14 protein-coding genes and 1 pseudogene are annotated in these 19,370 nt (G+C 59.8%); 8 read left to right on the top strand and 7 right to left on the bottom strand.

What is annotated here, in order from left to right:
• Positions 1 to 94: 94 nt before the first annotated feature.
• From QZ613_RS07030 to QZ613_RS07015, 4 genes and pseudogenes are all read left to right on the top strand, one after another.
• Complete coding sequence (locus tag QZ613_RS07030; RefSeq protein WP_291981847.1) at positions 95 to 634, top strand: hypothetical protein; 540 nt, start codon at positions 95 to 97, stop codon at positions 632 to 634.
• Between the two features lie 144 nt (positions 635 to 778).
• Positions 779 to 1,972: pseudogene (locus QZ613_RS07025) on the top strand (ISL3 family transposase); the annotation flags it as partial.
• Entirely contained in the window at positions 1,946 to 2,446 is a 501-nt protein-coding gene (locus QZ613_RS07020; RefSeq protein ID WP_291981887.1) for a macro domain-containing protein, read from the top strand. The pseudogene QZ613_RS07025 and the gene QZ613_RS07020, both read left to right, overlap by 27 nt.
• Positions 2,443 to 3,294 (top strand): Sir2 family NAD-dependent protein deacetylase, encoded by an 852-nt coding sequence (locus QZ613_RS07015; RefSeq protein ID WP_291981845.1) that lies wholly within the window; start codon positions 2,443 to 2,445, stop codon positions 3,292 to 3,294. Before QZ613_RS07020 ends, QZ613_RS07015 begins: the two co-directional genes overlap by 4 nt.
• A 580-nt stretch (positions 3,295 to 3,874) precedes the next feature.
• Here QZ613_RS07015 and QZ613_RS07010 read toward each other — a convergent pair.
• Both QZ613_RS07010 and QZ613_RS07005 read right to left on the bottom strand, forming a co-directional pair.
• Positions 3,875 to 4,951: an NYN domain-containing protein gene (locus QZ613_RS07010; RefSeq protein WP_291981843.1), complete on the bottom strand. Its 1,077-nt coding sequence runs from the start codon at positions 4,949 to 4,951 to the stop codon at positions 3,875 to 3,877.
• Positions 4,952 to 5,110: 159 nt separating this feature from the next.
• Positions 5,111 to 6,025 carry a hypothetical protein gene (locus QZ613_RS07005; RefSeq protein ID WP_291981841.1) on the bottom strand — a complete coding sequence of 305 codons (915 nt, stop codon included), beginning with the start codon at positions 6,023 to 6,025 and terminating at the stop codon, positions 5,111 to 5,113.
• A 771-nt stretch (positions 6,026 to 6,796) separates the two neighbouring features.
• Here QZ613_RS07005 and istA point away from each other — a divergent pair.
• Genes istA through QZ613_RS06990 form a run of 3 tightly spaced genes read left to right on the top strand, consistent with a single transcriptional unit; the run spans position 6,797 to position 9,247 of the window.
• Entirely contained in the window at positions 6,797 to 8,296 is a 1,500-nt protein-coding gene (istA, locus tag QZ613_RS07000; RefSeq protein WP_043568703.1) for an IS21 family transposase, read from the top strand.
• The gene (gene istB / locus QZ613_RS06995) at positions 8,286 to 9,038 is read left to right on the top strand and encodes an IS21-like element helper ATPase IstB (RefSeq protein ID WP_043568698.1); all 753 of its coding nucleotides are present in this window, start codon (positions 8,286 to 8,288) and stop codon (positions 9,036 to 9,038) included. Before istA ends, istB begins: the two co-directional genes overlap by 11 nt.
• Entirely contained in the window at positions 9,035 to 9,247 is a 213-nt protein-coding gene (locus QZ613_RS06990) for a hypothetical protein (protein WP_043568696.1), read from the top strand. The genes istB and QZ613_RS06990 overlap by 4 nt, the downstream gene beginning before the upstream one ends.
• A gap of 95 nt (positions 9,248 to 9,342) precedes the next feature.
• On the opposite strand, the gene QZ613_RS06985 is transcribed toward QZ613_RS06990, so the two are convergent.
• The 4 genes from QZ613_RS06985 to QZ613_RS06970 form a co-directional block, all read right to left on the bottom strand.
• Entirely contained in the window at positions 9,343 to 9,582 is a 240-nt protein-coding gene (locus QZ613_RS06985; RefSeq protein ID WP_291981838.1) for a hypothetical protein, read from the bottom strand.
• Positions 9,583 to 10,015: 433 nt separating this feature from the next.
• Positions 10,016 to 10,780, bottom strand: coding sequence for a substrate-binding domain-containing protein (locus QZ613_RS06980; RefSeq protein WP_291981836.1), 765 nt, complete (start codon positions 10,778 to 10,780; stop codon positions 10,016 to 10,018).
• Between the two features lie 218 nt (positions 10,781 to 10,998).
• Positions 10,999 to 12,201: an IS4 family transposase gene (locus QZ613_RS06975; protein WP_291981351.1), complete on the bottom strand. Its 1,203-nt coding sequence runs from the start codon at positions 12,199 to 12,201 to the stop codon at positions 10,999 to 11,001.
• Between the two features lie 340 nt (positions 12,202 to 12,541).
• Positions 12,542 to 13,198: a hypothetical protein gene (locus QZ613_RS06970; protein WP_291865034.1), complete on the bottom strand. Its 657-nt coding sequence runs from the start codon at positions 13,196 to 13,198 to the stop codon at positions 12,542 to 12,544.
• 336 nt (positions 13,199 to 13,534) lie between these two features.
• Between QZ613_RS06970 and QZ613_RS06965 the strand changes: the two genes are divergently transcribed.
• Positions 13,535 to 13,786 carry a hypothetical protein gene (locus QZ613_RS06965; protein ID WP_291981834.1) on the top strand — a complete coding sequence of 84 codons (252 nt, stop codon included), beginning with the start codon at positions 13,535 to 13,537 and terminating at the stop codon, positions 13,784 to 13,786.
• Positions 13,787 to 13,913: 127 nt separating this feature from the next.
• Here the strand turns inward: QZ613_RS06965 and QZ613_RS06960 are convergent, their stop codons facing one another.
• Positions 13,914 to 19,115 carry a RecQ family ATP-dependent DNA helicase gene (locus tag QZ613_RS06960; RefSeq protein ID WP_291865040.1) on the bottom strand — a complete coding sequence of 1,734 codons (5,202 nt, stop codon included), beginning with the start codon at positions 19,113 to 19,115 and terminating at the stop codon, positions 13,914 to 13,916.
• Between the last annotated feature and the right edge of the window lie 255 nt (positions 19,116 to 19,370).

Below are 19,370 nucleotides of genomic sequence, written 5' to 3'. Positions count from 1 at the left end.
CGGAGTGAAAGCGGTAAGCTATTCGAGAGCTGGGGCACCGTTGAAGCAATTCATGGGGCGGTAAAGAAAAAAGTAACAAGGAGAATATATAAATATGAAACTGCTCCTTCACACCGATTATGCGGATGATCTTTCTCTGTTTGAGGAATATAAAGCGGCACTGCCGTTTGACAGCGAGGCTGAAAAGTGTTCGGCACTCGATGTCTTGTTGTCTGCCGTTAAGGATCCGCTCTCGCGGCTCCGAGCCCCCGCGGCGATTGGTTATGAGGATCGAAGGAGGTTGCTCCACGCCGCCCTCAACATTCTTCAACCCGGCTTTCTGAAGGAAACCGAAATCGAGGCCCTCAATCGGCTGCTGCAGACTGAGCTGACCGAAAAGAAGATCGTTGACGTGAATGACCTTGTCCGGAACGCTAAGCGCGTAGGCTCCACTCGTGTTTCCATTTTTCAAGGCGATATCACCAAGCTTAGAATTGATTCAATCGTCAATGCGGCAAATAATCAAATGCTCGGGTGCTTTCAGCCGCTGCACAAGTGCATCGATAATGCCATACATACTGCCGCAGGCGTTCAACGGCTCTATGTCGTTTCCTGTGGAACGGGCGCTGGTTTTGGCAGTTTGAGGGGGCGGTGATGTCAAGGGCGGACGTAGTCCGGGCGCAGCCGAACCCTTTACATCGCTGCCCGCTCGCTTACGCTTGCTCCGGGCCGAGGAAGGCAGTCTGCCGCCCTCGGCATGGAGGACAATGGCGGCCTTTCCTCTCACGACCGGTTCCTCATGATTGAAACGCTGTTCACCCAGGCTCTGGGTCTCGTTGCTCCTTGGCAGGTAGCTGAGGTCATCTTCAAGCCAGAGTCCGGACGGATCGACTTTCAGGTGAGATTTGGCGCAGCCATTCATGCTTGCCCGGCTTGCGGTGCGGCGGCGCAGCCGCTGCATGACCGCTTGGCGCGTTCCTGGCGCCATATGGATTTCTTTCAGTACGAAGCCCACCTGCATGCCGAGGTGCCGCGAGTGGCCTGTGCCGGTTGCGGCAAGGTCACGCAGATTCCTGTGCCCTGGGCGCGTGAAGGGAGCCGCTTCACGCTGCTGTTCGAGGCCTTGACGCTGATGTTGGCACCGACCATGTCGGTCTTGGCCGCCGGCCGACTGCTGCGCGTGCGCAGTCGCAGACTGTGGCGCGTGATCAATCATCATGTGGGCCGGGCGCGCGCCCAGGAAAGTCATGGCAGGGTTCGCGCGATCGGCGTCGATGAGACCGCCAGTAAACGCGGCCAGACGTATATCTCTGTTTTTTATGACCTCGACGCGCAGCGTCTGCTGTTTGCCACGCCGGGCCGAGACAAGGCCACGCTCGGGAAGTTCGCCAGCGACCTTACCGAGCATGGTGGCCAGCCCAGCGCGATCACCCATGTCAGCATGGACATGAGCGGCTCGTTTCAGGCCGGCGCCGCCGAGCACTTTCCAGCAGCCGAGGTCTGCTTTGATCGCTTTCACGTCGCTGCTCTGAGCAGCACGGCGCTGGACGAGGTGCGCCGCGCCGAGGTCAAGACCGCGCCCGAACTCAAAGGCACCCGCTGGGGCCTGCACAAGAAACCCGCCGACTGGACCGTCAAGCAAACCGACACCATGTACTGGTTGCAGCGCTCGAACCTCAAGACCGCACGGGCCTGGCGGATCAAGCAGGCGCTGCGCTCCATCTACGCCACCGCCACGACACCTGACGAGGCCAACCCCCTGCTCAAGCGCTGGCTCAGTTGGGCCAGCCGCTGCCGACTCGAACCCTTCAAGCGCCTCGGCCGGACCATCAGCAAGCATCTTCCTGGCGTCCTCAACGGTTTTCACCCCGGCAAGCACAATGGCCGTGTCGAAGCGATGAATCGAGCGCTTCAGGAGGCCAGAGCTCGCGCACGCGGCTATCGCCGCGTCGAGAACTTCATCGCCATGGCCTATCTTATTGCTGGAAAGCTCACTCATTTGCCCGCCTCGCCCTTCGCCCCGTTCTTGCCCGTTCCACAGGAAACGACCCTAAACCCCGTTCAACTCAGGGATGACTGCGATGCCATCATGCGCAGGCAAGGATTTCCTGAACCGACGGGACAGGCCAAAATTACCAGAGCCTACAATCTCCCGTCCAAATTTGTCCTGCACACGGTCGGGCCCATTGTCAGTGATAGCTTGGATGAGGAGAGCGAACGGCAGTTGCGGGAGGTCTATACCAATTGCCTGGAGCTGAGCGCAGCAATGCCGCAGATTAGAAGCGTGGCATTCTGCTGTGTTTCCACCGGTGTTTTTGGTTATCCACAGGCCGAAGCGGCCGAGGCGGCGTTTTCAACGGTTATTTCCTGGTTGCAGCAACATGCGGCCGATCTGGACCACGTCGTTTTCAACGTTTTCACCGATAAGGATTGCGCTCTTTATAAAAAGCTGATGGAAGTATTATGATTAATAATAATATAAAAGACACCTGCGTTCTGATAAAAGAAAGCGACGGGATTTTGATTGGTGCGGGCGCAGGGCTTACTGCCGCCGCGGGCCTGAACTATTCCGACCGCGAAGCGTTCGCCCGAGTCTTTCCCGCCTGGAAAAGGCGCGGTTTTTTGAGGCAGTATGATCTTGTCGGCTACCGGAATTGGACGCCGTTGGAAATGTGGGGTTACTGGGCGACACAGCTGAACTATGTCTACTACAGCCAATCAACGAATCCTCTATACCAAAAGCTGCGCAGTTTAATTGGCGACAGAAACTGCTTCGTCATGACTTCCAACGTTGACGAGCTATTTCACAAGAACGGATTTGATACGCAGCGCATTTATTCACCGCAGGGCAGTTATGGAAAAATTCAGTGTACGATTCCCTGCTGCCAGCAGGCCTGGGACATGAAGCCGTTCTTTGATCGGCTGAACAATGCGCTGGATCCGGTTGAGCAGATTATTGTTGATGAAGCGGCCGTTCCGGTGTGCCCGAATTGCGGAGGAACCATGTTTCCGAACGTTCGCGTTGACGGGTCGATGGTGGATGGCCATTTCGCTCCGCAGCGTGAACGACTGCTCCGTTGGCTGGAGGACATGAACGGCAAGAAGCTGCTGCTGTTGGACCTTGGTTCAGGGTACAACACACCCGCAGTTATTCGCCTGCCAATGGAAAGGATCACCGACTCGTTTGCGAATTCAGCGCTGATTCGCGTTAACATGGAGCATGCCGACGTGCCCCGACAGATTGCTCACAAAAGCATCTGCATTAAAGGTGATATTTCTGAATTCATCGAGCAGACCTCGCAAGGGGAAACTTGAAAGAAAAGGCATAAAAGCTGCTTAAAGACTGGCTTTTCGTTACCGGGCGACCGAGTTTTATAGGAAAGACTATGAACAACATTACAAGGAAAAGCGCGTTCCGGATACTTGTGGAGAGCTTGTGTTGACGTTTGAGGCGCAGTGGAACGGTTAGGAGAATGGGCAGTTATGGAATCGCGGCATCGATATTGCCTTCCCTCTCCGGCTTAAGCGACTTCCCAAAAAAATCCAGGTATCGTGCTTTGGTCACATAAGGCGGGGGAAAAGTGCAAAGCCGCAACCTGTGCGGTGCCGAGACCCGGGAAAGTCAGCGGCGACTGCGGGTGACCGCTTACTGACGAGTGCTGGTCACGCTTTCGACCCATTGCGGACGATCGCGAGGGTGGGGAGCGGCCATTCCCTGGTCGAGCAAGCTAGTCGAAAGCTGCCGGTCGAGTTGCAAGAGCCGAATTCCGCCCGGAGGGGCAGGTCCGTAGGCATCAACGGACGTTCGGACTTCGAATTCCAACGGGACGGGCCGGGCATCAAGAGTCGTTTGTCAAAAAAATTATAGGGCCGGAGAATGTTAATCAAAGGTTATTCATATTTTTGCACGGAAGTAGCGAGCAGCACCACTGCCCTGCATCTCGAAAAGCGAAGTCGCTTTCAGCGCTTCGGTGAGCGTTGAAAAGCCTGATTTACTGATGTCGTGGCCTAAAGCCTTAAGTTTTTGGCCAATTACGCTTATTGGCGCCCATCCGTTTGGTGCTTTGGCTTCTGCCACTGCCTTTAATAAAGCGGTGAGATATGCATGCGTGCCCGTAGGTTCTTGTTCTGATGGTTTAGGGCGACAGAAATAACTTTGACCGTTTTTATGCGCCCGTTGAATTAACTCAAAAGCATCCGTTCTCTGAATCAGATCTATGAATTTTGCGCACCCAAATGAACGGGGGTCAAAGTCTGAGTGATTGGCATGGATATAGGACGACATGCTTCCAATCATCGCCCATCCGTGATCATCGGTTACGTTCGTGTAGGCCCTCAATAGCAGGTTGGATGCTTGTAAAGGAGGTTTGTTGATGGCCTTTATTGCTTCGGTTGCGAGAAATGGTTTGCTTGATTGCTTCTCGAGTTGAGCGGTCTGATTGGCTGGCGAACTCTCGAGCGAGTCAGGCTGCGTCATAAGATTCTCGGTGACGAGACTAATTGTACTTTCGACGCTTTGCGCTGGCGGTGAGACTACTATCAGGTTCTCAACATAGGTATAACGGTCACAGGCATTAACGAACGCTTTTGGCGCTTTCTTTTCTCCAAAGCCATAGACAACCAAGCCATCCTCGCGAATGCGAGTAGCAAGCCGCGTGAAATCGCTGTCACTACTCACCAAACAAAACCCTTCAAATCGACGCGAATGAAGTAAATCCATCGCATCAATAATTAGCGCACTGTCGCTAGAATTTTTCCCGATCGTGTTCCGATACTGTTGGATAGGGTGTATCGCGTGTTCTGCAAGTTTGGTCTTCCAAGCGGCTAAATTCTGACTCGTAAAATCACCATAGACACGTCGAACGGTAATCCGCGCAATGCGCGTAATCTCCTCGAGAATTGGGGCGATGCTTTCTAATTTAACGTTATCCGCGTCGATCAGAACAGCAAATGATGGAAGGTCATGTTTCATGAAGGCTCGCATGTTGCAAATGATTAAGTGCTTGTATCAGAAGAGTCCAGTTAGTCTCGCATTTCAAACCGACTGCCTTCTGATAGGCCGTTGTATTGATTCGCCAGGCGTCGATTTATTCAACGATTTATAGTATTATAGACGGTTGACGATTGTCGGCTAGGCCATCGTATTGTACTTAAGGCCATGATTTTCAGGAAGAACGCCAATGATATTCTTTACTGCCTCTTCAGTTCGAGGGCCCCACTGGTTTGTCATGGCGTAGGTGTTTCCTTCCACATGGAACAACTCTATATCGTCGCAAAAATAACGTGTTGGCGATTTGGTGCTGGCTGTCGCCATGAGCTCCTCGCCAGTAAGTTTTCCGGGAGCGGAGATAAACATATTTGACTGCCGCCAAGGTACAGCGTTTAAAACGATGCCTGGTTTGATACCCAACCGAATGGCTTCCCTTACAACCTCGTATATGAAGCGCCGCTTGGGGAGGTTGGTGAATTCTTCACCTTGCGACGTTTGTACGCGGTAGCGGGTGTAGTCTCGGCCACTGGCTTCAACGGCTGCCTGGGCCAATGTCTTTTCCCGAATAGCGACCTGAAAGGCAGCTGCTTCGGGCAAGGGAATGACTTGCTGCACGTCCAGCAAGACTCGGCCCTGAAAGGCATATGGGCGCATCCTGCAACACATGATGTCCAGCCCCTGAGCATTCAGCCACAGGACAGTCGAAGTGACCTCCTTCGAAAAGTCGGCCGAGGCAAGGATGATGCGGACTTGGTTGCTAAAGGCGACAGGGCCATCCTCGGCATCAAGAAACTCACGAATGGTTCTTTCTGCAGAGTCAGTTGGTAGGCCCCGTGATGCTCTGTACTTCTGATGAACTTCGACCGCCTGCTCAAACTTTAGGGTGGAGACCATTGCAGCATAGCGGAGCGCCTGTAATTCAATGTGTCCGCCGTCTTCCGTGCGTTTCAGCTCGATGACTGTTAACGGTGTCGCCTTTCCGTAGAAATCTGGCGTCCACGGCCTGATGAAGTGGGAAGAGCCGTTGGTTTGCTTTGGTTTTTGACTTTCAGCCAAGCATGAATATGCTGGTTTTCCGGTTTGCCGCCGGCTAGGCTCCCGGCGGACGGGTTGCGCAGCAACCCGTCGTCTGGCAAGCGAAGCGCGGCAGGAATGGGCAACCAGGAATCGCTGAGCGCCGTCGGGTATCGACTTCCCGGGGTTTGAGCGGGAGGTGAGCTGCGGCCCGGCATGAGCGGCGCGGCAGTAGCGTTCGTGTGGCCGATGCGGTAGAAAGCCCGGCGGCCGGTGGAAAGGCAGGCGCGACATCGGTCCCAACCGCCAAGCCAGACCCGATGCCGCGCCCCGTAGCCCCCATAGCGGCGACGTTGCCTGCCTAGTATTTCACGAAGCGCAGCTCGCCGTCAGATTCCCATTGGCCGGGACGGCCAATGGATCTTTCTGGAAGACGCTACCTGTGCGCCGCTTGCCGCACAGCCGTGCTCATTTGCAGCCACTGTGATCGTGGCCACCGCTACTGCACCGCGCGCTGTGCCGACCAGGCCCGCCGACAGGCTGTCCGTGCCTCGGGTGGCCGCTATCAAGACAGCTTGCGCGGCCGTCACGCCCATGCCGAACGCCAGCGCCGTTACCGGGGCCGGCAGCAGAAAGTGACGCATCAGGGTTCCCCACCCAGGGCCACCCCTGTTCAACTCTCCTGCGAACCGACGTTGCCGGTCGCACCTCTGCCAAGGCACTGCTGTCGTTGTCATCGTCCCTTGCCGGACGGGGTGCGCCAGGACTTTTTGCAGCGTCGGATTCGCCGTCACCCACCCGACCGGAGAAGACATGGCTCTCAGCCCCGAGATTGAAGCGCAGATCCTGCGTTATTACCACGCCGAACGCTGGCGTATCGGCACCATCGCGACCCAACTGCAAGTGCATCGCGACAGCGTCGCCCGCGTGCTCGCCCAAGCCGGCTTGCCGGCACTCGGACCGGTTCGCCGGCCCTCGGTGATCGATCCTTATCTGCCGTTCATCCTCGATACCTTGACGCAGTTTCCGCGCCTACGTGCCTCCCGCGTGTACGACATGGTCAAGGGCCGCGGTTATCCGGGGCGCCCGGATCACTTCCGGCACCTGATCGCCCGCCACCGACCGCGGCCGAAAGCCGAAGCCTATCTACGGCTGCGCACCTTGCCGGGCGAACAGATGCAGGTCGACTGGGGTCACTTCGGCCACCTGGAGATCGGTCGGGCACGCCGGCCCCTGATGGCCTTCGTCGCCGTCCTCTCCTGGTCGCGGCAGATCTTCCTGCGCTTCTACCTCGGCGCCCACATGGAGAACTTCCTGCGGGGCCATGTCGGCGCGCTGACCGCCTGGGGCGGCTGCCCGCGGGTCGCCCTGTACGACAATCTCAAGAGCGCGGTCCTTGAGCGCCAGGGCTCGGTGATCCGCTTTCACCCGACACTGCTGGCCCTGTCCGGTCACTACCGCTTCGAGCCGCGCCCCGTGGCAGTGGCGCGGGGGAATGAGAAAGGCCGCGTGGAAAGGGCCGTGCGTTTTATCCGCGATGCGTTCTTCGCCGGCCGCCGCTTCACGGATGTGGACGATTTGAATGCACAGGCCGACGCCTGGGTCATCGGGCCTGCCGGGGAGCGGCGCTGCCCGGAGGACGAGGCGCTGACGGTGCATGAGGCTTTCGAGCAGGAGCGAACGCGCCTGCTGACGCTACCCGGGAACGCCTTCCCGACCGACGAGGTCAAGGCCGTCTGCGCCGGCAAGACGCCGTACGTGCGCTTCGACCTGAATGACTACTCGATCCCGCATACCTGCGTGGCGCGCACGCTCAGCGTCGTCGCCAGCCTGGATCAGGTACGCGTCCTCGATGGCCAGACCGTGGTCGCCACCCATCGGCGCAGTTATGACCGCCGGCAACAGATCGAAATCCCCGAGCACATCGCGACCCTGGTCGCGCATAAGCATCAAGCCGCCGCGCATCGCGGCACCGATCATCTGGTGCAGGCGGTGCCGACAAGCCGTGAGCTGCTGACGCAAGCGGTCGAACGCGGCGAACCGCTGGGACGCACGGTGCGCGCGCTGACCGAGCTGCTGGAAGCTTACGGCGTGGCCGAACTGACGGTGGCGATTGCCGACGCGCTGGGGCGCGGCGTGCCGCATCCCAATGCGGTTCGTCTGGCCTTGGAGAAGCGCCGGCAGGCGAAGGCGGAACCGCCGCCGTTGGCGGTGCCTTTGCCGGAGCATGTGAAACGGCGCGATGTCCCGGTGCGCCCGCACAGGCTCGATGACTACGACCAGTTGATGGAAGGGACGCCGGATGACGAATGATGCCCGCCGCCGACGCGCGGCCGCTTTGCAGTTGCACGGCCTCCTCGCGCACTGGGCCGAGTGTGCCGAGCAGCCCTGGCTGGATCCTTTGCTCTCTTGGGAGGAAGGCGAGCGTGCGCGCCGCTCGCTCGAACGACGGCTGCGCTGCGCCCATATCGGACGCTTCAAGCCGCTGGCCGATTTCGACTGGGCCTGGCCGCAGCAATGCGATCAGCGCGCGATCGCCGAACTGATGACCCTGGACTTCCTGCAGGCGACGACCAACGTCCTCCTGGTCGGCAGCAGTGGCCTGGGCAAGACGATGATCGCTCAGAACATTGCGCATCAGGCGGTCCTGGAGGGGCGCACGGTGTTGTTTGCCACCGCCGGACAGTTGCTCGGCGATCTGGCCGGCCTGGACAGTGACTCGGCGCTGCGCTATCGGCTACGTCGCTATGCGGCGCCCGATCTTCTCGTCATCGACGAGGTCGGCTACCTGTCTTACTCGAACCGTCACGCGGACTTGCTCTTCGAGTTGATCAATCGGCGTCACGAGAAGAAGAGCACTTTGATCACCACCAACAAGTCGTTCTCGGAATGGTCGGAGGTGTTTCCCAACGCCAGCTGCGTGGTGGCGATGATCGACCGCCTAGTCCATCACGCCGAGATTCTCGCCATCAAGGGGGACTCCTACCGGCGCAAGGAGGCACAGGAACAGGCAGCCGCCAGATCCAGGAAGCGCTCGGCGAAGGCGGCAACGTGAAGCCCTATCATCCACCTTCCGGTTTGCAGGACGGCCTCGACTTGCTCATCGACTCTCGCTGGTCGCCGGATCAGGCGCTGGCGGTCATCGAGTTGCTTGATGATTTACGCAATCGTATCTGGGCGCACTACGAGGTCGCTTTGCAGACCCGCTTCCGCGAGCTGCGGGTGACCGACCGCAACGTCGAAACCACCGATCCGCCGTTCTAAACCAACCCAACACCATCAAGACGCAGGGGCCCGCCGGGCCCCTGTTTCGTTCACGTCACACCGATCACGTCGACGCCAGATTTCTGCGGGTCGACTCAGCCGCTAACAATGACGACTAGGCGGCCGTCACGGCCCAAACCGAGCAAGTCGATACGACGCCTAGAGTCCTCCCAGTGGCCGAACTCGTCGGTTAGTATCAGGGTTTCTGGCGAGATGACATCGATATGTTCCCGCAATACTCGTTGGACGTCGTTGCGTTCACGAAGTCCGAGTGAGGCGTAGGTGGTCGAAGGAATTTCGACCATGGAATCCTGAGATAACTCGTAGAGTGCCATCGTTTAATCTTTAAGTAGATTACGGTTACGAACAGGCGCACGACACGCCAACCGGTTGGCAAGTCATTCACAATATGTCGCCATGGTACAACTTTCTGTTGATGGGCCGGCATCGCTCCTAGGTAATTCAGCCTCGGCATGGACGTAGCTCGTCCATTTCGCGCATTCACTTGAGCCGATTCATCGCCATGGTTCATGAAGAATTTGGCGGTGGCAATGTCTGAGCCCTCGGTCATTCATTTGTAGGAGTACCTGGCGACAGGAACGGCAGGACGTTGACGGATGCTGCCGGATGACGAATGGAATCTGGCAGGTTCTTTACGTCCCAAAAGGGGACGCGCGGCCTCCGGAAAAGCGGAGGTTCGAAGTGACGCTTCTTCAGCGCCAACGTTTTAAGGTAGACGTCACAACGCGATAGCCCGGCCAGCAATACTCACAGCGGCTCCATTCCGGATTTTCTGACAACGGCGGCCGTTTCCGGCTCCCGTAGCGCTCTCAGAAAGGCTTGAGCCGCTTCGAACTCGGGCGCTCGAGTGTGTGCTGCGCCAGAGTAGATCGTGTAATTCTGGATTTCAGCGGGGATGGGCCCGAGGAACTGGATACCGTCGACGTGGAGCAATTCACTGATCTGCTGGAACCCAAGCTCCGCCTCACCGGCAGCCAGTACGTCAGCGATTTGAGCGCCGGAGGGCGGTTGCTTGACTTTGGCCTTGATCTGGTCGCCCACACCCAAGCTGTTGAAGAGGTCGGATAGGTAGCGTCCGCTTGTGCCCGAGGAAATGACGATGGACTTGGCACCCAGCAGCGCGGACTTGAGTCCCTCGATCGACGAAACATCGGGTCGGACCGCGGACGGCGCGACCGCCACGCCGATCGATGACCTGGCAAAGTCGGTGCGGCTGCCTTGCGACAACTTGCCTTGGGTGGTTAGGCGATCGATGTTTTGCGCAGCATTGACGACGATGTCTACCACTTCGCCTTCAGTGATTCGCTTCGTGATTGCCTCCGTGCCTGCCCAACTGACGATGACCGTATTGCCGGAGGACTTCACGAAGTTTGTCACGGCCTCTGAAACGGACGCCTTTGTCGCATTGGGCGCTAGAACACGGAGGTCGGCTGCTGTTGCCTGAAGACAACTTGCCGCCGCGGCTGCGCAGAGCACGCGGATCAAGAGAACTACGATTGAATGCGGCTTCATATATATCTCCGTTCACTGATGAAGTAGTGTCCGAGGAGCTCCCATTCGGGGTTTCTGAAGAGCTGCCATTCTGACGCCTAACGAATAGCGTATAGCTGCGCCCCGAAAGCGCCAGACCCACTCAACCACGCGCGGTTCGCCGCAGACATATCTTGTTGAACCCAATCTAGCGTTGGCTCCTTCCCTCTGCCAGCCAATCCTCTCAACTTAGCATTCCGTCATACCGGCTTGTAGGCGTGGTAGCGATGCGGTTTTCGCTGCGGCGTTCGAGGCTTGGAGCGGCCAGCGACAAACTTCTGAAGGTTGGCGGCAATCTCGTGAATGAGGGGCTTCAATCGCCGCGTCGTCGCACCAGCGGCGAGCAACCAACGGCCGATCTGGCGCTTGATCTTGTCGATCGCCAAGGTACGGTTGATCTTCCATGGCGAATCGGCGTCCAGATGCGCGTCGGTGGCGACGTAGGCAGCCAGGGCATTGAGGTTGTCGAAGACGGCCTTGGCACCGAAATCCTGATTGGCCGCTTGCCAGGACAAGCCGGAGGTATGTTCGAGCCCCAAGCGATGCTTGAGCCGGCGAAACGCTTCTTCGATCCGCCAACGGCCGTGGTACAAGGCGCCAAAGACGGCCGCCGGGAAAGCGACGGCGTCAAGCAGCGAAGTCATCACCACATGTTGCCGCCCGTTCGGCGTGGTCACCCGCACCAAGCGAACCGTTGTCGGCGTCGCCGGGCACTCGTAGTCCTGCGCATCGCGCGCATTCGGCGCACGCAGGCTCACCAGCTGCTCGCTCTGCCCCGAGCGCATGAACTCGCGTACCACCCTGAATCCACGGGAAATGTCACAGCGAATACAGAAAGGGATCCCGCGCGCGGTGAGTGCTGCCGCCAGCCAGCGGCAAGGAAAGCCGCGGTCGAGGACCAGCAGGTCGTCGACCTGCAGCCGCTCGATCACCTCGAAGAGCATCTGGCGCTCGTCACACGCGCCATGCTGCAACGCGAAGTGAAGGAACATCTCAATTCCCGGCAAGTACAGGCCAAACGCCACGCCCGTGACGATCGAACGTACACCTTCTTTCATCGTCGTCAGCCGGACCGCCGCGGTATCGCTAGCCACTATCCGCAGACCCTGCCATCGCGGCACCGGCAGATGCTCCTCGACCAGGTCCATCAACTTTCGATTGACGTCACCGAACACCAAAGCACTAATCTTGTAGCGCGCCTTGCAGAAAGCCTGGGCGCTCACCAAGCGGACCGAGTCCGCACGATTTCTCAGGTTGGCAAAGAACTGGTCCAGTTCAGCCTGGACCGCACCTTGTACGCCGGACAGCAAGAACGTCAGGACGGTTGGGAAGCTGAGCGTGCGGTCGCGGGTGAAATACTTCGGCTTGAGACGGGCGCCTTCCAATAACTCCTGTGAAAACAGATAGTTGGCAAGTCCGTTAATTACTTTCGCATATGAAGGGCGTCATGCAATTACCCTTTATAAACAATACGTTACAGCTCAATTATGCAATGAAAATGAACGCCATTCAAGCCACGATCGCCGCTATGCATTTATGCTAAGTTGAGAGGATTGCTCTGCCAGCGGGGTGAAGAGCGTGGTTTTGCAGATCTGGCTTCAAGACGTTCTCTCAACACGGCGGCCCTCATAAACGCGACCTTCAGGGCGGGGGTTCTAAGTGACTAGAGGCGAGGGAATTTGACCAGCCAGCGGGGTGAGTAGCGGCGAAGGCAAGCAGCGAGCATTCGTCGCCCTCGATCGATCACTTCGGCAAGAATTCGATCAGCTCGGTCTGCTCCCGGGTGAAAACGCCCCCGCTGGGTCTGTAACCGATGTAGGTCGACTTGACGTAGTTGCCCACTTTTGGCGAGTACCACAAGCTTTCCTCGAAGCGACCCTTCACGCCAGTGGTCGGCGTGATATCGAATACGCGCTGCCATGTCCCGTCACAATCAACGCGAAAGGCGTCGAAAGTTCCCGCTGGGACGGTCACCGATTCGATTGCCTTGACTTCGCAATCGGCCGAATAGTGACCATCGCCCGTGCGCCAGGGTCGCTTTTCATAGCGGTTTTTGTTGCCGACGTGTAGAGGGAATGCCAACGCACCCACACAATTTTCTTCTTCGCTTTCGCGCATGCGCCGGCAGGGAGCCAGGCTGCGACCATGATAAAAGGTCTTCGGCTCGGCATTTTGCGCCGACTTCCCACGATATACCAGATGGTCGGGCCGGATCTCAACGAGTTCCCGCCGGTACGTCTCGAGCTCACTGTTGTTCCACAGATCGATTTTCTTGAATTCCCATACATCGCCTACCTTGGGCGCCGGCAGTTCCGCGACTGCCGGCGGCTCGGCGGCGGCGGTGAGCGGGACGAGAGCAGCGCACATCAGGCGGCATACGAACGGGCGTAGTCTGAACATCGCAAAACTCCTTTCAAGAATGAGCAAAAAATACCCACACGCCGATTGGCAGCGGACTACCGCCGGCAACACGTTCCCAGCGTGTGAGAGAATAAAAAGTACAAGCAAAGTGCAACGAATAGCGCTTATCTGCTGCAAGAGCGGGCGGCTCAACCGCGGCGGCTTGTGGCAGATAAACCTTTCTGGAGTGAAAGAAAAAAGCAGAGGAGCACGCAGGAGCACGGGCCAGGCTCTATTTTTCCTCAGCTCCACGATCAATTCCCCCGTTACCAAAACGGAGAGAGCGAGGGCCCATCATTTTGGTGTGCATTCTCCACCAGTCTAGTCAGCCTGTAAATGGTATTGTGGTTATTTTCCATCCGCAGTGCCTTTGTCAGTGCTGCGTGCTTGCGCATCGCGCCGTTTTCCGCCGGCGTGTGCTATTTCGGCGCGAGAGCGGCTGTTACCAGGCGGCAGGCGTTGATTGAGCGCGAGAGGGATGTCGGCAACGGCTGCGTCGTCAAGCTGGTCGGGGAAGATTTGGCGATAGCTGGCGTGGCGTTCGCTGGCGTCGTGGGCAATTCCGAGATGCTGGGGTCTGATCATTAAACCGCTTGCTCCAGGAATAGTGTCTCGGAGACTTGCGACGGTAGGTCCGGTCATAATTCTGGCGACCCAGAACTCAAGGCACTTCGACGCTCGGCCCGAACGTCGCTTTGACGCTGGCGTCCGAGTTTCATTGGCTACGGATTTGACCGCTCTGAATCTCCCCATTCGGCGCAATCGTCACGGTGGCGAGCGGCACCCACCAGGCGTCGACCTTGAGCTGGTGGGCAAAATCCGGATTCGACTGCTTCCTGAATCGCCGGGCGAGGGTGTCGACCTTGATGGCTATTATCTGACCAGCGGGAAGGCGGCAGTTTTTTGCAATGGCGCCCACTGGCCGTCCGTCCTCGGCGGCGCAAAGTTCGATTCGCTTGTCCGTTTGAACGACTCGCAGCGACGAATCGTGATCGAGCTCTTCCAGCGCTCGGTGAATCGCATGGCCTGGGGGCAGCCGCCCCGCAAAGCTGAGGTCGACGTCCGCCAGCCCGAGCGAAACGTAGCGCCAGGCAAGGGCTTCCGGGCGTTCGATGTCCTGGGGCAGGGGAACCCGGGTGATGCCGGGGTCCGACAGGCGTGGGGAGAACGGGTTCGTCGCACTCATGGATTCGCACAGCAGGAGCAGGTCCCTTGCGCGGGTCATGCCGACGTAGTAGAGACGGCGTTCGTCGTCTGACGCATCCTGCCAGTCGCCGTTGTCGAGGATCACGACATGGCGGAACTCGCGCCCCTTGGCCGAGTGCACCGTCGATAGTGTCAGGCGGCCCTGCTCGGACCTCGCCGCGTCGGTGGCAAACTCGTAGAGCTCGTCGATGATGGTGCCGCTCGGCAGCGACAGATCGCCCCACACGCAGTTCAGCTCGTCAATGAACTGGGCGAGCAACACCAGCCAGGGGTTGGCGTGCTGCGCATCCGAGAAACGAGCCTCGAACCAGCGCGCCAGGGTGGCCGCCTTGCATCGCCGCTTAGGCTTGTTGCGCAACAGGTCGAGAAGACGGCACGCTTCGCGCGTCTGGTGGAATTTCGGTCCGGAGCTGTCGCGCTCGGACATGCGGAAGGCGACGTCGTTCTGGTGACACCAGGCGCGGACGGGGTCGAGGGTCGCCCGGTTTCTCGCCAGCACGGCGAAATCGGACCAGTCGCCGGTCGGGTCGAGCGCTTTCAGCCGCGCGAGCTCGGCCATCACGACGACGGCCTGGCCGATCGCATCCCTGGGGACACGAAGCGCCTGTACGCGGCCCTGGGCTGCGGGGTCGAGTTGCTGCCAGCGTCCTCCCGGCGGGTCGTCCTTGCGCGAATGGTTGATGCGAATCGGGTGGCTGATCTTCATCCGCTCGCGATGCGGCGCGATGAGCGTATTGGCGGCGGCGACGATATGGGCGCTGGAGCGATAGTTTTCGACCAGATACTCGACCGTCGCCTGGTAGTCCAGCTGGAAGCGATGGATGAAGGTGTTGCTGGTGCCCCGGAAGGTATAGATGTTCTGGTCGTCGTCGCCGACGGCGAGGACGGTCAGGCGGGCATCCCTGTCCTGGGTCTGGCGGCCGGCGAGGGCGCTGATCAGCTCGTACTGGCGCTGGTCGATGTCCTGGTACTCGTCGACCAGGATGTAGCGATAGCCGGCGAGCAGGCGCTCGCGCAGTTCGTCGCCTTCGCCATCGACTCCGCCCGGAGCGGTTTTCCCCTGCAGCAGGGCGACGGCCTCGTCGAGGATCTGGTCGAGACCTTGCCGTGCGGGTTCTTCTCCGCTGTTCTCGGCCAGGGCGGCAAGACTCGTGCCGGTCAGGCGAAGTGCCAGGGCATGGTAGGTGAGCACGGTCACCGCGCCCGCTTCGGCGCCGATGAGACTGCGCAGGCGGTGACGAATCTCCCACGCCGCGCCGCGGTTGAACGCCAGGACGATGATGCTCGACGCGGGTTCGCGCAGAACACGGGCCAGGTACGCCACGCGATGCACGATGACGCGTGTCTTGCCCGACCCGGGACCGGCAAGGATCAGGCGGTTGGCGTCGGGCTTTTCGGCAACGATGCGCTGTTGCAGGGGGTGTCGCAGGCTGTCGACGATTCGCCGATACGACTCTTCCGTCGTTGCCCGTTCGAGGATTTCCTTGCGCCCGGCAAAGTAGCGGCGAATGAAGTCGAGCTTGGACAGGGAGAAATAGGCGAAGACGAAGCTCAATGCGGCAGACAGCTTGTTCAGGCCCAGCTTTGCGTATTCGTGGATGACGTGAATCTGGAAGTTCTTCTCGCTGTAGTGTTCCTTGAGCGGCTCGAAATCCGCGTTGGTGAAGCCACGCGACTTTTCTTCCGGGGTGATGCGGATCGTCATTGCCGAGCGGAAGACCGTCTTGCCGCGATCGAGGATCAGGACGCCGTTGTCGTGCAGGTAGAGCAGGCCGGCCTCGATGGCGGTCAGCTCGTCCTTCACCTGTGGCCCGATTTCAAGATCGGAGCGCAGCGCCCCGGCCAGGTCGCCGAGCCTGCATTCCACGCGCAGGTCGACGCCGCGCAGCTTGTCGTCGAGCTTGCCGAGCAGCGTCTGCAACAGAACGCCAGCCACCGCCCGGCGCCTGTCGCTGATCCCGCGGATGTTGGACCAGCTGCGCCGCAGGCGAACCTTGAGGATTTCGCGGCGCAGCAACCTGACGTCAAAGGACGCCCGCCGACCCTTTTCGCCATCGCCAAAAGGCCGCGCCAGCGAGTGCAACAGTTTCATCAGCTGCTCGGGGATGAAGTCGACGCCACTGCGCAGCTTGAGATCCTGGCACAGCCCCCGCAGATTGCCGTCCTGCCACTCGCCGCTGTCGGCGTCGGGCGCCAGTTCGGGGAGCAGCGCCAGCACCGCCTTTTCCATTTCCGCCACGCGGGCAAGCCGATCACTGCTGGCGTCCCTGACGCCCTTGCGCAGCAGAACCGTCAGCGCCAGGTCGTTGCTGAGAACGCCCATCTGCTCGAGTTGATGAAGCATGCGGATGATGTTGTCGCTGGACTCGCCCAGCGCGGCCATCAGTTCGTCGGTGCTGACGCCTTCGTCGTCGCGTGCATTGATCAACAGCGACACCAGACCGAGGTACTTGCGTCGCATGTCATTGGAGAGGTTGGCCTTGTCCAGGCGCTTCGCGGCCGCCTCGAGTGTCGGCACCTTGAGGCTGCCGGGGAAGACGCGCGTGTGATTCTCGTTGCGCTCCAGGAATCGCGCGCGTTCCAGCCAGGAAATGGCCGTTCTCACCTTGGTGTCGGCGTCCGGATTGTCGGCGTCGATGCTGCTTTCCAGATCGTCGTCAGCGAGGATTTCACCGGGCGTGACGACGATCTCGCTGCTCTTCGTTTTTCCGGCGTAGCGGCGAAGCGTGCGCAGAATGGCGGCGATGTCACTGCGCGAGAGGCGGGAGCGGGACGACAGGTTGAACTGGGACTCGACGTCCTCCTCGTCGTAGAGCAGCACGCAGCGCGCGTCCTGCCGATCACGCCCTGCGCGGCCCGCCTCCTGGAGGTAGTTTTCAAGCGAGCCTGGAATGTCGGCGTGGATGACGATGCGCACGTCGGGCTTGTCGACCCCCATCCCGAAAGCGTTGGTGGCGACGATGACCCTGAGCTCGCCTTCGATGAACGCCTGTTGCACGTCCTTCTTGATGCCCGGGTCAAGGCCGGCGTGGAAGTGGGCGCAGGCCCAGCCCATGTCGCGCAGAAAACCGGATATCTCTTCTGCGCTCTTGCGGCGGCCCGTGAAGACGACGGCGCCGCCATGGCGGTCAGCTTTGGCGGCGTCGCCGAACTCCTTCTCGAGAAGCCGGTGGATCAGAGGCTGTTTTTCCGGCTTGGTCACCGCCATCACCTCGTACTGCAGGTTCTGCCGTTCGTGCCCGCCGTCAAAGATTCGCAGCTCGACGCCAAGCGAATCGTGAAAGTGGCTGCGGATGTCCTCGATGACCTCGCGTTTCGCGGTTGCCGTGTAACAACTGATCGGCGCACGGTCGTCCGGCCTGCGCGCGTGGCGCTCGCGAATGAAGCGCGAGACGTACAGGTAGTCCGGGCGGAAATCGTTGCCCCACTTGGAGAGGCAGTGGGCCTCGTCGAATACCCAGGCGCCTATCTGTCGCTGCCGGATGGCTTCGACAAAGGCCCGGTTTCTGAACTGCTCGGGGGAAACGAGGAGGATTCCGGCATCACCGAGGCGGATCTTCTCCAGAACGTCGCGTCGTTCCGGCATGGTCAGCAGTCCGTTGAGGGTCGCTGCGCTGTAGATCCCCACCTTGATCAGGTTGTCGACCTGGTCCTTCATCAGCGACTGCAGCGGCGAGACGATCACCGTGAGAGCGCCGTTACGCCAGTGCCGCGACAATGCCGGCAGCTGATAGCAGATCGACTTGCCGCCGCCGGTAGGCAGGATGGCGAGGAGGCTTTCTTCGCAGTACCCGGCGCCGACGATGTCCTCCTGCAGCGAGCCTCCCGCGGCGTTCGCGGGCTCCGGGCGAAAGGCGGAAAAGCCGAAGTAGCGTTCCAGTTCCTTGCCGGGGTCCAGATAGACGGCGCAGTACGGGCAGGCCGGGTCGGCGCAGCGTGTCTCGCGCAACCTCTCTATCTGCTCGATCGTTGCCGGGTATTGCCGGCGTACCCAGGGGGGCAGGACGGAGTTGCCGCCACTGACGCGCAGCCAGGCGAGCACGTAGGAGAATGCCCGCCCGACGCCTGGATCGACGAGCGCCTGGTCGAGGATCTCGGCAAGATGAGCGGGACAAACCTTGCCCGCCGCGAGGCGGCCGACGGCCGCACGGACCTCGCCAGGCTTCGGCGGCATCGCCGCCCGGAGCTTGGCGAAGAAGCTGCCGACGCCTCCCCTGGTGTCACGCGCGAGGAAGAAATGGTGGCAGGCGATCTCGTCGGGAGACGAGACAGCAAGTGCGGCAAAGGCCGCGTACTGGTCCTGCCAGAGCTTCAGCGCCAGCTGCGCGTCCTTGAGCGGGTCGTTGCGTGCGTCACGGACGAGCTTGTAGTCCTTGACCAGGCTGTGGTACGGGTTGGCGGGGAAAGCGAGCGGCGAAAGTTCCAGCGTATCGACGGCTGGCAGCTTGTTCAGTTTCAGCTGTGGATAGACCCTGGCGAGTGCCGGGAGGTCATGGCGCACGACATTGTGTCCGAGGACGAAGGCCGCGCCCTCGGTGAGTGCGTCGAGGCGCTCGACGGCGGCGGCGATCTGCTGCCCGGCCAGGGAAACGCCTTCGTTGGTGTCCGCTCGCCAGCCGGCCAGTTTGTGAATGGAGAGAAGGTCATCGAAAGCGGTTTCGATATCCAGGCACAGACATCGCGGCGCGAACGGCGGGGAGGTCATCACCATTTGACGAAAAATGCCATCGGAAAACGACTTGATTGGAGCATATCCAGGTCCGGCCTTCAATCGCTGGGGAGCAGTGTAGTGTCGCACGCCGTCGGGAAGCGATGAAGTCAAGCGAGCGCAGGGTGTCGCGCCGTTTTCGGCTTGGCCGAATGTCTCGCCGGGAAGGCGGCGCCACACCAGCCCGCGGGTCATTGCGAGGAGGCGCAGCCGACGCGGCAATCCAGTTCCATCCTCTCACCATTTTCCGCCGCATTG

The sequence above is a fragment of the Candidatus Accumulibacter sp. ACC005 genome, from assembly GCF_907163215.1.
Classification (GTDB): domain Bacteria; phylum Pseudomonadota; class Gammaproteobacteria; order Burkholderiales; family Rhodocyclaceae; genus Accumulibacter; species Accumulibacter regalis.
This window is presented reverse-complemented; position numbering and strand designations above follow the sequence as displayed.

Coding starts and splice junctions, on each gene's coding strand:
- istB (WP_043568698.1), top strand. CDS start 8,286: ATGACGAATGATGCCCGCCGCCGACGCGCGGCCGCTTTGCAGTTGCAC.
- QZ613_RS06960 (WP_291865040.1), bottom strand. CDS start 19,115: ATGGTGATGACCTCCCCGCCGTTCGCGCCGCGATGTCTGTGCCTGGAT.
- QZ613_RS07020 (WP_291981887.1), top strand. CDS start 1,946: ATGGCCTATCTTATTGCTGGAAAGCTCACTCATTTGCCCGCCTCGCCC.
- QZ613_RS07015 (WP_291981845.1), top strand. CDS start 2,443: ATGATTAATAATAATATAAAAGACACCTGCGTTCTGATAAAAGAAAGC.
- QZ613_RS06985 (WP_291981838.1), bottom strand. CDS start 9,582: ATGGCACTCTACGAGTTATCTCAGGATTCCATGGTCGAAATTCCTTCG.
- QZ613_RS07030 (WP_291981847.1), top strand. CDS start 95: ATGAAACTGCTCCTTCACACCGATTATGCGGATGATCTTTCTCTGTTT.
- QZ613_RS06965 (WP_291981834.1), top strand. CDS start 13,535: ATGGTATTGTGGTTATTTTCCATCCGCAGTGCCTTTGTCAGTGCTGCG.
- QZ613_RS06980 (WP_291981836.1), bottom strand. CDS start 10,780: ATGAAGCCGCATTCAATCGTAGTTCTCTTGATCCGCGTGCTCTGCGCA.
- istA (WP_043568703.1), top strand. CDS start 6,797: ATGGCTCTCAGCCCCGAGATTGAAGCGCAGATCCTGCGTTATTACCAC.
- QZ613_RS07010 (WP_291981843.1), bottom strand. CDS start 4,951: ATGAAACATGACCTTCCATCATTTGCTGTTCTGATCGACGCGGATAAC.
- QZ613_RS06970 (WP_291865034.1), bottom strand. CDS start 13,198: ATGTTCAGACTACGCCCGTTCGTATGCCGCCTGATGTGCGCTGCTCTC.